Below are 13,741 nucleotides of genomic sequence, written 5' to 3' on the forward strand. Positions count from 1 at the left end.
TAAGCTCGCGGAAAGTCAGTCGGTCACTAGGGGGAAACATGAGCGAAGTCGATGGCGCTACCCTGATCGCGCGTAGCCTCAAGCAGCAAGGTATCGATCACCTGTTCGGCGTCGTCGGGTTTCCGATCACGGCGATCGCCGCGGCCGCGCAGAAGGAAGGCGTCGCCTACCTCGGCATGCGCAACGAGCAGAGCGCCGCCTACGCGGCGGCGGCCTACGGCTATCTCACCGGCCGTCCCGGCGCCGCCGTCGTCGTCACCGGCCCAGGCGTGGTGCACGGCCTCTCGGGCCTCGCCAATGCCCAGCAGAATTGCTGGCCCATGATCCTGATCGGCGGCGCCTCGGAGACCTATCGCGGCGGCATGGGGGCGTTCCAGGAAGAGCGCCAGGTGCTGATCGCCTCGCCGTTCTGCAAGTTCGCGCACGGCATTGAGAGCGTGGCCCGCATCCCGTTCTATGTCGAGATGGCGACCCGCAACGCGATCTACGGTCGCCCCGGCGCCACCTATCTCGACATGCCCGACGACATCATCCGAGGCACCTGCGAGGTCGACAAGATCGCCCAGGCCGAGCGCGTGCCCGAGCCGCCGCGTAGTGTGGCGCCGGCCGAGAACGTCGAGGCGGCGCTCAATCTGCTCGAAAAAGCCCAGCGGCCGCTCGTCCTGCTCGGCAAGGGCATGGCGTGGTCGCGCGCCGAGGACGACGTCCGCGCCTTCATCGAGCGCACGCAGGTGCCGTTCGTGCGCTCGCCGATGGGCAAGGGCGTGATGCCGGACGACCATCCGCTGTCGGCCGGGGCGGCGCGCACCTTGGCGCTCCAGCAGGCCGACGTCATCTTCCTGATGGGCGCGCGGCTCAACTGGATCTTCCACTTCGGCCTGCCGCCGCGCTACGCCAAGGACGTCAAGGTCATCCAGCTCGACATCGCCCCCGAGGAGATCGGCCACAACAAGCCGACGGAAGTGGCGCTGGTCGGCGACGGCAAGGCCATCATGGCGCAGCTCAACAAGGCGCTGGTCAACCGCCAGTGGTTCCATCCCAAGGACACGCCGTGGCGGCAGGCGCTCACCAAGAAGGCAACCGAGAATGCGGCAACGATCAAGCCGCAGGTCGACGACGACCAGGGCCCGGCCAACTACTACCGAGCCCTGCGCGACGTCGCCGCGTGGATGCCGAAGAATGCGATCCTGAGCGCCGAGGGCGCCGGCACCATGGATATCGGCCTCACGCAGTTGCCGAGCGTCAATGCCCGTTCCGTCCTCAATGCCGGCACCTATGGCACGATGGGCGTCGGCCTCGGCCAGGCGATCGCCGCCGCCGTGTCGGATCCCAGCCGGCCGGTCGTTCATCTATCGGGCGATTCGGCGATCGGCTTCTCCGGCATGGAGATGGAGACGCTGGTCCGCTACAACCTGCCGGTGAAGATCGTCGTCCTGAACAACGGCGGCATCGGCCCCGGCATGCCGGAAATCCCGGAAAATCCGATGTTCAACTTGAAGCCCAACGCGCTGATCTACGGCGCGCGATATGACAAGGTGATGGAGGCCTTCGGCGGCAAGGGCCTGTTCGTCAAGGATCCGAAGGACATCCGCGCGGCCCTCGATGAGGCGATGAAGTTTCCGGGCCCCGCGCTGGTCAACGTCGTGCTCTCGCAGGGCTCGGCCCGCAAGGCGCAGCAGTTCGCTTGGCATAGTTAATGGAGTGACACAACAAAGGGCCGCGCCCTTCGAAGCGCGGCCCGCCACGGAGGGATCGCCATGCAGGATCAGATTAGGCAGCAGGAGATCGCAACCGAGACGACTCAGCCGGCCCTCAAGGGCATCAAGGTGCTCGACTTCACGCAGTTCGAGGCGGGACCGTCCTGCACCGAGGCGCTGGCCTGGCTCGGCGCCGACGTCGTCAAGGTCGAGGAGCCCAATCGCGGCGAGCCGGGCCGCTGGGGATCGAGCGATCGACCCGACGCCGATTCGCACTACTTCATCTACTACAACCTCAATAAGCGCAGCGTGACCGCCAACCTCAAGAGCGAGGAGGGCAAGGCGCTGATCAGGCGGATGATCGAGAAGGCCGACGTGCTGATCGAGAACATGGCGCCCGGCACCTTCGCGCGACTGGGCTTCGACTGGCCGCGGCTGAGCGCCATCAATCCGCGACTGATCTTCGTGCAGGTAAAAGGCTTCGCGCCGGAGAGCCCGCACGCGAACTACCTCAGCTTCGACATGATCGCCCAGGCGATGGGCGGCACGATGGGAGTGAACGGCCATCCCGACCAGCCGCCGGTGCGGCCGGGCCCGACGATCGGCGATACCGGCACCGGCATGCTGGCCGCCATGGGCATCCTGGCGGCGCTCTACCAACGCATGACGACCGGCCGCGGCCAGCACATCCAGATCGCCATGCGCGATGCCATGCTGAACTATTGCCGCACGCCGATGAGCCGCCAGGCCGGCATGACCGAGCAGTTGCCGCGCGGCGGCAACACGGTGCCGGGCACGGCGCCAGGCGGGCTCTACACATGCGCGCCGGGAGGGCTCAACGACCTCTGCTACATCTTCGCCTCGCGCGGCAACGAGGAGCATTGGCGCCGCCTGGTGAAGGCGATTGGCCGCGAGGACCTTTTGAACGATCCACGCATGGCCGACCCCAACACCCGCGGAAAGAATCGCGAAATCGTCGATGCGGCGATCAACGAATGGACGTCCAAGCGCACCAAGCAGGAGGTGACCAGGATCATCGCCGGCGCGGGCGTCCCCTGCGGCGCGGTCATGACCACGCTCGAACTGCTGCACGATCCGGATCTGCATGCGCGCGGCATGATGCAGAAGATCGAGCATCCGATCCGCGGCACGGTCACCGTGCCAGGCTGGCCGCTCCGGATGTCGGACACCAAGGTGGCGCTGAAATGCGCGCCGACCCTCGGCCAGGATTGCGAGGCGATCTACGGCGAGTGGCTCGGCTGCTCGGCCGACGAGGTGAAGGGCATGCGGCAGGCCAAAGTGATCTGAGGAACGATCACTCCTTGCGCTGAATGGCGATGATGGCGCGGCGATGAGTGCCTTCGCCGACCTTCTTGTCCTCGTCGTGCGCCTCGACCTTGAAGCGGAGCTTGCGACCATCGACCTCGAGCAGCTCCGCTCGCACCGTCACTTTCTTGCCCTTCGGCGTGGCGCCGAAGTGCTTGACGTGCACCTCGAAGCCGACAGTGGTGTGCCCCTCGGGGAGATGCGACTGCACGGCCTCGATGCCGGCGCGCTCCATCAGGCCGATCATGTTCGGCGTGGACAGGACGCCGTCGCCGCCCATGTGCTTGACCACCAGCCTGTCGTCGACTGTCGTGACGATCTCCGCCTTGAGGCCCGGTTTCAGGTCATTCGTCGACATGTATCTCTCTCCCATATTGAGCATGCGGTGCTTGGGGGGACATTAGACCATTCCCTGGCCCCTTAGCTTCCGTTTACGTAAAGCATCATTGACGTTTACGTAAACGTCAACTATGACAATTCCATCATGTCCGTCGCCGCCTCGTCCGCAACGCGCGACAGCCAGCGCATCTACAGCATCGCCGAACTGTCACGCGAGTTCGCGATCACGCCGCGCACCATCCGCTTCTACGAGGATGAGGGGCTGATCAAGCCGCGCCGCCAGGGGATGACCCGCCTGTACAGCGCCGGCGACCGCACCCGGCTGGGCTGGATCCTGCGCGGCAAGCGGCTGGGCTTCGCGCTCGCCGAGATCCGCGAATTGCTCGATCTCTACCAGGTCGATCGCACCGGCGTTCAGCAGCTGCGCGAGCTCCTGCGCCGCAGCCGATTGCACATCGCCGATCTCGAGAAGAGGCGTCGCGACCTCGACGCGCATATCAGCGAGTTCAAGGAAGTGGAGAGCCAGGTCAGCACCGAGCTGCGTCAGCGCGGCGTCGACCCGGAGAGCGACTAAGCTAGCGTACGATCAGGGAGGCATTCGATGGCCGTCTACAAGGCGCCGCTCAAGGACATCAACTTCGTCCTGAACGAGGTTTTGGACGTCTCCAGCCTTGCCAAGCTGCCGGGCTATCAGGACGCCACGCCTGACGTCATCCAGGCGATTCTCGAGGAAGCGGCCAAGCTCTGCGAGAACGTGCTGTTCCCGCTCAACCGCTCGGGCGACGAAGAGGGCTGCACCTACGAGAACGGCGTCGTGCGCACGCCCAAGGGTTTCAAGCACGCCTACGACATGTTCCGTGAGGGCGGCTGGACCGCCATGACCTGCGCTGCCGAGTATGGCGGCCAGGGCCTGCCCGCGACGGTGGGCTTCGCCGTGCAGGAAATGTTCACGGCATCGAACCAGGCCTTCGCCATGTATCCCGGCCTCAGCCACGGTGCCTACGAGGCGCTGGCGCGGCATGGCTCGGACGAGCTCAAGAAGAAGTATCTGCCCAAGCTCACCGACGGCACCTGGACGGGCACGATGTGCCTGACCGAGCCCCATTGCGGCACTGACCTCGGCATGCTGCGCACCAAGGCCGAGCTGCAGGCCGACGGGAGCTACTCGATCACCGGCACCAAGATCTTCATCTCGGCCGGTGAGCACGATCTTGCCGAGAACATCCTTCACCTGGTGCTGGCGCGGCTGCCGGATGCGCCGGGCGGCACCAAGGGCATCTCTCTGTTCCTGGTGCCGAAGTTCATTCCGAAGGAAGACGGCAGCGTCGGCGGGCGCAACGGCATCCGCTGCGGCGCCATCGAGCACAAGATGGGCATCAAGGCCAACGCGACCTGCGTCATGAATCTCGACGGCGCCAAGGGCTGGCTGGTCGGTGAGCTGAACAAGGGCATGCCGGCGATGTTCGTGATGATGAACGCCGCCCGCCTGGGCGTCGGCATGCAGGGGCTGGGCATCGCCGAGACCTCGTACCAGAGCGCCGTCGCCTATGCGCGCGATCGCATCCAGGGGCGCTCGCTGACCGGGCCGAAGAACGCCAACGGCCCGGCCGATCCGATCATCGTGCACCCCGACGTGCGGCGCATGCTGATGATCCAGAAGTCGTTCACCGAGGCGGCGCGCGCGCTGTCGCTGTGGGTCGGCATGCTGATCGACGAGGCGCACAGCCATCCCGACGCCGCCAAGCGCGAGGCGGCCGACGATCTCGTGCAGATGCTGACGCCGATCATCAAGGCGCACTTCACCGACATGGGCAGCGAGTGCGCCAACCTCGCGGTACAGACCTACGGCGGCCACGGCTTCATCCGCGAGAACGGCGTCGAGCAGTTCGTGCGCGACGCCCGCATCACCCAGCTCTACGAAGGCACCAACGGCATCCAGGCGCTCGACCTGATCGGCCGCAAGCTGCCGATGAAGGGCGGCCAGGCAGCGCAGCGGCTGCTCGGGGAGATGAGCGGCTTCGTCGCCCAGCACAAGGCCGACGACAAGATGAAGGAGTTCGTCGAGCCGCTCGAGAAGGCGCTGGGCCGTGTGCAGGACGCCGCGCTCTTCGTGATGCAGCACGCCATGAAGAACCACGACGAGGCGGGGGCGGCCGCGACCGACCTGCTGCGCCTGATGGCGCTCACCGCCATGACCTTCATGTGGGGGCGCATCGCCGTCGCTGCGCACAAGGGACTGGCGGCCGGCAACGACAACGCCTTCTACGAGGCCAAGCTCAACACCGCGCGCTTCTATATCGCCCGCGTGCTGCCGCAGACGACTTCGCTCAACCATCAGATCAAGGCGGGCGCCGCCACACTGATGGCCCTGCCGGCCGAGGCGTTCTGATCTCATGCTCTTCCGGACCGCGCGCTTCATGAGCGCGCGGGGACGCGCGCGGTCCGGAAGACGATGACGCAGGACGAGGCAACTCTCTCCGCCCGCGATCTGCTCGCGCTGCAGGCCTTCGAGCTCGCGGCGCGCCGCGGCTCGTTCAAGGCGGCGGCCGCGGCATTGCACATCACGGCGTCGGCTGTCAGCCATCGTATTGCCGGGCTGGAGCGCACACTGGGCGCCAAATTGTTCGAGCGCGGGCCGCGCGGCGTCGTGCTCTCGCCCGCGGGCACGGCGCTCGCCGCCACCACCGGCCACGCCTTCGGCGATCTTGCGCGCGCGCTGGCGCGGCAGTCTTCGGACCGCCGGCGCTTGCGCGTCTCGGCGGTGCCGATCTTCGCCTCGCACTGGCTGCTGCCGCGGCTCGGCAGGTTCCTCGCCGACCATCCTGAGATTGAATTGCAGGTCGAGGCGAGCCCGCGCATGGCTGACATGGAGGCGGGCCTCGTCGACGTGGCACTGCGCTACGGCGAGGGCCAGTGGCCCGGCGTCTCGGCCGAGCGGATCATGGAACTGGAGACGGTGCCGGTGGCGGCGCCAGCGCTGGTGCGTCGCCTGAAGCTCGGCGCTCCCGCCGACCTTGGATGCGCACCGCTGATCCGCGTGGCGCCGTTCGGCGCTTCGTGGACGGACTGGGCGACGGCCGCGGGCCTCGACGCCCAGCGCTTCGAACGTCGCAAGGGCATGCAGGTCGACGGCATGGGCGCCGCCTTGCGTGCAGCGGCGCACGGGCTCGGCGTCGCGCTCGCCTTCGATCCGGTGATCGACAGCGAGATCCGGTCGGGCGCCCTGGTACGTGTCGGGCCGGGCGTGAAGTCACGTGGCCAGATCTGGCTGGCCTGCCGGCCGCGCGAGCGCAACCTGCCTTCGATCCGCGCGCTCCGGCGCTGGCTGCTGGCCGAGAGCGGGCAATGAAGTCGCTTCTTGCTTACATTGCCGCGGCCTTTCTCGAGATCGGCGGCTGCTTTGCGGTCTGGGCCTGGCTGCGTCTGGGCGCATCGGCGTGGTGGCTGCTGCCGGGCGCGTTGGCGCTTGGCCTGTTCGCCTGGCTGCTGACCCTGATCGAGGTCGATGCCGCGGGCCGCGCCTATGCCGCCTATGGCGGCATCTATATTGCCGCCACCCTGGTCTGGTTGTGGCTGGTCGAAGGCATAAGGCCGGATCGTTGGGACATGATCGGCGCGTCGATCTGCCTGGTCGGCGCCGCCATCATCCTGTTCGCGCCGCATCGCGTCCCGGGATGAATGCCGTTCACGTCGAGCGCGCCGTCTTGCGTTTGTCGTGAAGCCTCGATGGGCCGATAGCTCGGCGCATGGACCTGATGCTTCCCGCGCGCGACGGGGTGAAGCTTGCCGCCACCCTGTTCGACGCCACGCCGCCCCTTCGTGGTGTCCTGCTGGTGAACGGCGGCACCGGCATCCCGCGCCAGTTCTACGGCGCCTTCGCCGCGCATCTCGCCAGCCGTGGCTTCGCCGTGCTGACCTACGACTATCGCGGCATCGGCGGATCGGACAAACCGGCGGCGGCGACGATCGATCAATGGGGCAGCATCGACCAACCCTCGATGATCGACCATCTGGCGCGGCTCTATCCGGGCGTGCCGATCGGCCTTGTCGGACATTCCTTCGGTGGCCAGGTGCTGGGACTTGCCGACAACATCGCCTCGGTGCGCGCCGCCGTGCTGATCACCAGCCAGAGCGGCCATTGGCGGCACTGGCCGGCCGGCCGGCGACGCCTGCGCATGCTGGCGCTGTGGTGGCTCCTGATCCCCGGGCTGACGGCGTTGACTGGACGCTTCCCCGGCACGTGGATCGGCACCGCCAACCTGCCGGCCAACGTCGCGCGCAGCTGGGCGCGCTGGGGCCGCTCGCGCCACTATGTTTGCGACGCCTCGGGCGGGCCGTTGCGGCCGCACAATGCCGAGGTCGTCTTCCCGATCCGCTGGCTGAGCTTCACCGACGATCCAATCGCACCCTACGGGGCGGTCGAGGCGTTGCGGCCGTACTATCCGGGCGCGACCATCGAGCGGCGGCATCTGTCGCCGGCCGATCTCGGCGCTGAAGCGGTCGGCCATTTCGGTTTCTTCCGCAAGTCGATGCCGCGCGCCGGCTGGGATGACATCGCATCGTGGCTCGACTCGCGGTTGCACGACTCGCAGGCGCATGGGCAGACTGGTCGGGAACACCAGCCCGAGGAAGCGCCCGCATGTCAGCACCCCACGTTCTCGCCGAGGTCAAGGATGGCATCGGCTGGCTGACCCTCAATCGGCCGGAATCGCTGAACGCGCTGTCGTTCGAGATGACAGACCTCCTGATCAAGCACACCGCCGAGTTCGAGAAGGATGCCGAGGTGCGCTGCGTGGTGATCCGCGGCGCCGGCACGCATTTCATGGCCGGCGGCGACATCAAGGGCTTCCACAAGTCGCTGACCGAGAACAAGGCCAACCATCTCGCCGGCTTCGAGATGCGCGTGGTGAAGGCGCACCAGATGATCTACCAGATCCGCCGCATGCAGAAGCCGGTGCTGGCCTCGGTGCAGGGCGCGGCCGCCGGCTTCGGCCTGTCGCTGATCCTGAACTGCGACCTCGCCATCGCCTCGGACGACGCTTTCTTCACCTTGGCCTACCGCCACATCGGCCTGTCGGCCGACGGCGGCGCCACCTATTTCCTGCCGCGCATCGTCGGCGAGCGCAAAGCCCTGGAAATCGCCCTTCTGGGCGAAAGATTCACTGCCGAGGAAGCAAAGGCCAACAACATCCTCAACTGGATCGTGGCCAAGGACCAACTCGCCGCCGAGACCGAGAAGATGGCGCGCAAGCTCGCCGACGGCCCGACCTTCGCCCTGGGCGTCGCCAAGCGGCTGATCCGCACCTCGTTCGACAATTCCTGGGACGAGCATTCCCATCGCGAGGCCGAAGGCCTTGCCGCCTGCGCCGCGACCGACGATCATTTCGAAGGATTGAGCGCCTTTCTCGAGAAACGGAAGGCGGCCTTCAAGGGGAGATAGGGATGGGGCGCCATGCGTGGCCGATCATCATTGCGATGTGCGTGGCACTCGCGGCCTGCCTCGACAACCAGCAGGCGCTGCAGAGTTCCGATCCGATCTACACGATGGTGTTCTTCGCCACCGACAGCGTGACGCTGAACAAGCGCGCGCAGGACCAGCTCACGAACACGGTCAAAGAGCCCACGCCGCCGATCAGGGCGGCGCTGCAGCCCAATTCCAAGGCCAAGATCTGCGTCACCGGGCACACCGACAAGGTCGGCCCCGAGACCATCAACAAGGAAGTCGCTCAGCGCCGCGCCGATGCCGTGGCCAAGTATCTCGTTGGCCTCGGTGTGCCGGAACAGCGCATCGTCACCGCGAGCCTGGGCAGCTCCAAGCCCCTTGTCGTCACGGGGCCAGGCGTCCCGGAGATTTCCAATCGCCGAGTCGAGGTCGTGTTCGGCTGCTGAAGGAGGAAACGAAATGCAAGACCGTCACATCGGCGACGTCCGCGTCACGCGCATCGAGGAGCAGATGGGGCCGGGCTTTCCGGCCAAGGACTTCTTTCCGGAGTTCGACGCCGACACCTTCGCCGCCGAGGGCCATTGGCTGGCGCCGAGCTACTACCAGCCGGAAAGCGGTCGGTTGATGACCTCAATCCATTCCTGGCTGTTGCGCACGGGCAGCCACACGATCCTGGTCGATGCGTGCAGCGGCAATCACAAGCCCAGGCCCGGCATGCCGCGCTTCGACATGCTGAACACCCAATATCTCGACCGCCTGCGCGAGGCGGGTGTGCAGCCTGAGGAGATCGACTTCGTGATGTGCACGCACCTGCACGTCGATCACGTTGGCTGGAACACGCGGCTGGAGAACGGCAAGTGGGTGCCGACCTTTCCCAACGCCAAGTACGTGATGTCGCGCACCGACCATGACTTTTGGGAAGCGGAGGCCAAGCGGCCCGGCACCGAGGCTTTCAAGGTCAACACCTACAACGATTCGGTGCTGCCCATCGTCGAGGCCAAGAAGGCGGAGTTCGTGACGGGCGAGCACGGCATGTGCGGCTGCCTGACGCTCAAGCCCGCGCCCGGCCATACGCCGGGGCAGATCCGCGTCGATCTCGATTCGCGCGGCAAGCGGGCGATCTTCGCCGGCGATGCCCTGCACAATCCCGTTCAGGTGCCGCTGTGGAAGTGGAACAGCTGCTTCTGCGAGGACCTCGATCTGGCGCGCAAGAGCCGCCACACCTTGCTGGCCGACTGCGTCGAGCAGGGCGCGCTGCTGATGCCGGCCCACTTCGCACCGCCGCATGCCGCCTACATCAAGGAAAAGGGCGACCGCTTCGAGCTCGACTGGGACTACGACAACAAGCGCGGCCGTTGAAGGACGGCGGCCAGGCGCCCGGCGGCGCCGGCGATCGCCGCTGCCGGATAGCCGCTGAAGCCCAGCAGCAGGCCTTGCCGCGGCCTGGCCTTGACGTAGAGCCGCGACAGCGCACGGACGACCACGCCGTCCGCCAGCGCCGCGCGTTCGACCGCCGTGTCGGACAGGCCTGGGCGCAGGTAGGCCACCAGATGCATGCCCTGGTCAGGCGGCTCGACGTCGAGCCTGTCGCCGGCGCGGCGGCGCAGCGTGGCGACCAGCCGGTCGCGTTGGTCGCGATAGAGCGTGCGCATGCGGCGGATGTGCGAAGAGAGATGGCCCTGGGCGATGAACTCGGCCAGCACCTCCTGCTGCAGCGCCGGCGGCTGGCGATCCATCAGGTAGCGCGCCGTCACAAAGGCGGGCAGCAGCCGCTCGGGCACCACGAGGTAGCCCGCGCGCAAGCCGGGAAACAGCGCCTTGTTGAGGGTGCCGACGTAGAGCGTGCGTTGTGCTGTATCGAGGCCTTGCAGTGCCGCGATCGGCCGGCCGCCGTAGCGGAACTCGCTGGCATAGTCGTCCTCGACGATCCACGCATCCGAAGCGCTTGCCCAAGCGATCAGCTCCAGCCGGCGCGCCATCGACAGCACGACGCCGGTCGGGAACTGGTGCGAGGGCGTGGTGAAGGCCGCCCGCGCGCGCGGCGCCGCAGCGATGCCGGCCGCGACGTCGATGCCCTGGGCGTCGACCCGCACCGGCCACGTCGCGACGCCGCCTGCGGTCAGCACCTCGCGCGTGAGGGGATAGCCGGGATTCTCGACCCAGGCCTCGCTGCCGGCGGGCAGCAGCACGCGCACCACCAGGTCGAGGGCATGCTGCGTGCCCGACGTGACGATGATCTGCTCGGCATTGCAGCGCACGCCGCGGGCGCCGGCGAGATAGCCGGCGATGGCGCCGCGCAGCTCGGCTGAGCCGCGCGGATCGCCGTAGCCCAGGTGGCTTTTCGGCATGGCGCGCAAGGCCCGCGCGCTCAGTCGCCGCCATTGGTCGGCGGTGCGCTGGTCGATCAGCGTGCGGCCGAGATTGAACGGGCGGTCGTCGCTTTGCAGGGTGACGTCGACCTTGCCGACGAGCCGCGGTGCGCCGTAACCGGCGGTGCGTCTCGCCTTCGCGACCCGCGCGCGACCACCGGGCCGCTCAGGCAGGTCCGGCGCCACGTAGGTGCCCGAACCGATGCGGCCGGTCGTATAGCCCTCGGCCAGAAGCTGCTCGTAGGCCGCGACGACGACGGTGCGCGACAGGCCGAGCCGCTCGGCGAGCGTGCGGCTTGCTGGCAGTCTCGCGCCTGCCGGCAATCGGCCGTCGACGATCGAGGCGCTGAGGGCGGTGTAGACCTGCCGGAACAACGGCGTCGGTGTCCGACGGTCGATCGCGATGTCCGAAATGGTCTGCTCCATTGGCAAAGAATGGACCTTTCGACAGGACCATACAACGGCGACAATCATCGGCATGAGTGCACCCAACGAGCTACGCCGCCGCGATCTGGTGATGGACGAGGCGGGCATCGAAGCGCTGCTGCAGCGCGGTTTCTGCGGCCGGCTGGCGACGGTCGGCAGCGACGGCGCGCCCTACTGCACGACCATGCTCTATGTCTGGATGGACGGCTGCATCCACATGCACGGCACGCGGACGAGGGGCCATCTGCGCGCCAACATCGAGCACGAGCCGCGGGCATGCTTCGTCATCGACGAGCCCGGCGAGGTCTTCGACTATGGTCGCTTCGAATGCGATTCGACGGTGTCTTACGCCAGCATCGTCGCCTTCGGCCGCGTGACAGCGGTCGACGATGTCGCGATCAAGCAGCGCTTCTTCCCGGCGCTGATGGCCAAGTACCGCACCGCCGGCGCGCCGCGGCCCAAGGACTTCTTCCCGCGCATCGACCAGATCGTGCTCTACCGGCTCGCGATCGAGCGCATCAGCGGCAAGGAGATCGTGCTGCCCGACGTTGCAGGACGGTGGCCGGCGCTCGACCGCAGCCAGACGCCGAACGCCACGCCACCTGCTTGATCTTCAGCGGCCCTTCCAGTTGGGCTTGCGCTTCTCGGCAAACGCCTTGGGGCCTTCGACCGTGTCCTCGCTCTTGGTCATGGCGACGAAGGCCGGGTAGTGCAGGTTGCGGTTCGCCATCTCGAGCGCCGGCACGTCGAGCGAGCGCATGACGACCTGCTTGGTGGCGCGCACCGACATCGGCGAGCATTCGAGGATGGAGCTGGCCCAGCGGCGCGCCGCCGCCATCAGCTCGGCGTGCGGCACCACCTCGGTGACGAAACCGAGCTCATAGCCCTCCTTGGCCGTCACGCGGCGGCCGGTCAGCATCATGCCCATCGCCTTCTTGAGCGGGATCATGCGCGACAGCCGCTGCATGCCGCCGGCGCCGGCCGCCAGGCCGACGCGCGGCTCAGGCAGGGCGAACGTGGCGTTCTCCTGCGACGCCACGATGATGTCGCAGGCGAGCGCGATCTCGAAGCCGCCGCCCATGGCGAAGCCGTTGACCGCGGCGATCACCGGCTTCTCGAGGTCGTATCGGTTTGTCAGGCCGCCGAAGCCCTTGGCTGGATGGACTGGCCGCTTGCCGGTCTTGGCTTGCAACTCAGCGTGGTATTTCAGGTCGTTGCCGGCGCAGAAAGCCTTGTCTCCGGCGCCGGTGATGATGGCCACCCAAAGGTCGGGATTGGTGTGGAATTCGTCGAAGGCTGCGACAAGTTCCTCGTTCGCCATGGGGTGGCAAGCGTTGTAAACTTCCGGCCGATTGATGGTGACGGTCATCAGACGACCATCGATCTCTACCTTGCTGTACTGGCCCATTGCGTTCCCTCCGTTGGTAAACGAGGGTTTATCGCATGTGGCCGAGATACAAAACGCCGCTCTCCCGATTAGCCATGAGATCACCACTTGGCTGGGGTGAATCGGGATTCGATCAAATGGGGGTCACAGAGGGGAGAACAGGAACAGTTGGAAGTATGAGTTTTTTAAGAAGACTAACAAACGGATTGACGGTACTTGTAGCGTTCGGAGTGGTTGCTTTCGCAAATGCCGGGTTCGCCCAGGCAACCAAGGACCAAGCCAAGTCCAAGGCCCCGGCGCCGACTCCAGCCACCGAGCGCGGGCCGACGAACGTCGAGCTGATGAACAAGGCATTGAATCCGGGCGCGTCCGATCCGGACGTCCCTCTGCCACATCCAGACCTGGCCAGAGCCAATCCGGACCAGCCGGCATCCTCATCCGGACCGCAGATTTACGGTCGCCAGGAGCAGGGCGGGGGCGTTCTGGGGCTCAGAATGCCGTTCCCGGCAGATCGCAGCGCCTCAGGTGGAACTACTAGATATAGTTCTCCCTGACGGGCCTAAAGTGCCCATCCGGAGGGGCTCGGAGCGTACTGTTGCCGCACTGCCACAGGGTGCCCGTGAGTTGCCGTGTATTGGCCGCTTTCCTTGCACGTCACAAGTTGTGGTGTGTATATTCCCCCGCAGGAGTTGGTGACAGACCCCAGCCCCGCCAACGCTCGTAATGTTTGTGAATAAACGAGGGGAAGAACTCA

Annotated in this window: 14 protein-coding genes; 11 read left to right on the forward strand and 3 right to left on the reverse strand. The window is 66.7% G+C overall.

Translation table 11 applies throughout. From position 1 onward, the window contains the following. The first annotated feature begins 38 nt into the window (after positions 1-38). Both RSO01_RS26110 and RSO01_RS26115 read left to right on the forward strand, forming a co-directional pair. Positions 39-1,697, forward strand: coding sequence for a thiamine pyrophosphate-binding protein (locus RSO01_RS26110; RefSeq protein ID WP_170303364.1), 1,659 nt, complete (start codon positions 39-41; stop codon positions 1,695-1,697). 60 nt (positions 1,698-1,757) lie between these two features. Next, positions 1,758-3,005: a CaiB/BaiF CoA transferase family protein gene (locus RSO01_RS26115; protein WP_147152969.1), complete on the forward strand. Its 1,248-nt coding sequence runs from the start codon at positions 1,758-1,760 to the stop codon at positions 3,003-3,005. A 7-nt stretch (positions 3,006-3,012) separates the two neighbouring features. On the opposite strand, the gene RSO01_RS26120 is transcribed toward RSO01_RS26115, so the two are convergent. Beyond that, entirely contained in the window at positions 3,013-3,381 is a 369-nt protein-coding gene (locus RSO01_RS26120) for a thioesterase family protein (RefSeq protein WP_147152971.1), read from the reverse strand. 126 nt (positions 3,382-3,507) lie between these two features. Between RSO01_RS26120 and RSO01_RS26125 the strand changes: the two genes are divergently transcribed. From RSO01_RS26125 to RSO01_RS26160, 8 genes are all read left to right on the forward strand, one after another. Then, complete coding sequence (locus RSO01_RS26125; RefSeq protein WP_147152973.1) at positions 3,508-3,936, forward strand: MerR family transcriptional regulator; 429 nt, start codon at positions 3,508-3,510, stop codon at positions 3,934-3,936. Between the two features lie 27 nt (positions 3,937-3,963). Further along, complete coding sequence (locus RSO01_RS26130) at positions 3,964-5,751, forward strand: acyl-CoA dehydrogenase C-terminal domain-containing protein (RefSeq protein WP_147152975.1); 1,788 nt, start codon at positions 3,964-3,966, stop codon at positions 5,749-5,751. 63 nt (positions 5,752-5,814) lie between these two features. Further along, positions 5,815-6,711: a LysR substrate-binding domain-containing protein gene (locus RSO01_RS26135; RefSeq protein WP_147152977.1), complete on the forward strand. Its 897-nt coding sequence runs from the start codon at positions 5,815-5,817 to the stop codon at positions 6,709-6,711. Then, positions 6,708-7,040 (forward strand): YnfA family protein, encoded by a 333-nt coding sequence (locus tag RSO01_RS26140; protein WP_147152979.1) that lies wholly within the window; start codon positions 6,708-6,710, stop codon positions 7,038-7,040. The genes RSO01_RS26135 and RSO01_RS26140 overlap by 4 nt, the downstream gene beginning before the upstream one ends. Before the next feature lie 68 nt (positions 7,041-7,108). Beyond that, a complete protein-coding gene (locus tag RSO01_RS26145) occupies positions 7,109-8,053 on the forward strand; it encodes an alpha/beta hydrolase family protein (RefSeq protein ID WP_147152981.1) in 945 nt (314 codons plus the stop codon). Next, positions 8,002-8,802, forward strand: a complete 801-nt coding sequence (locus RSO01_RS26150; protein ID WP_147152983.1) for an enoyl-CoA hydratase/isomerase family protein — start codon at positions 8,002-8,004, stop codon at positions 8,800-8,802. The genes RSO01_RS26145 and RSO01_RS26150 overlap by 52 nt, the downstream gene beginning before the upstream one ends. 2 nt (positions 8,803-8,804) lie before the next feature. Then, entirely contained in the window at positions 8,805-9,251 is a 447-nt protein-coding gene (locus RSO01_RS26155) for an OmpA family protein (protein ID WP_147152985.1), read from the forward strand. Between the two features lie 13 nt (positions 9,252-9,264). Then, positions 9,265-10,164: an MBL fold metallo-hydrolase gene (locus RSO01_RS26160; RefSeq protein ID WP_170303365.1), complete on the forward strand. Its 900-nt coding sequence runs from the start codon at positions 9,265-9,267 to the stop codon at positions 10,162-10,164. Here the strand turns inward: RSO01_RS26160 and pdxR are convergent. After that, positions 10,140-11,600, reverse strand: a complete 1,461-nt coding sequence (pdxR, locus tag RSO01_RS26165) for a MocR-like pyridoxine biosynthesis transcription factor PdxR (protein WP_170303366.1) — start codon at positions 11,598-11,600, stop codon at positions 10,140-10,142. The two genes, RSO01_RS26160 and pdxR, sit on opposite strands and share 25 nt — an antisense overlap. A 52-nt stretch (positions 11,601-11,652) precedes the next feature. Here pdxR and RSO01_RS26170 point away from each other — a divergent pair, with 52 nt between their 5' ends. Then, entirely contained in the window at positions 11,653-12,210 is a 558-nt protein-coding gene (locus RSO01_RS26170) for a pyridoxamine 5'-phosphate oxidase family protein (RefSeq protein ID WP_170303367.1), read from the forward strand. A 3-nt stretch (positions 12,211-12,213) separates the two neighbouring features. Here RSO01_RS26170 and RSO01_RS26175 read toward each other — a convergent pair whose 3' ends face one another. Next, positions 12,214-13,008: an enoyl-CoA hydratase-related protein gene (locus tag RSO01_RS26175; protein ID WP_147152992.1), complete on the reverse strand. Its 795-nt coding sequence runs from the start codon at positions 13,006-13,008 to the stop codon at positions 12,214-12,216. Positions 13,009-13,741: the final 733 nt, after the last annotated feature.

Source organism: Reyranella soli, from assembly GCF_007992495.1.
Lineage (GTDB): Bacteria > Pseudomonadota > Alphaproteobacteria > Reyranellales > Reyranellaceae > Reyranella > Reyranella soli.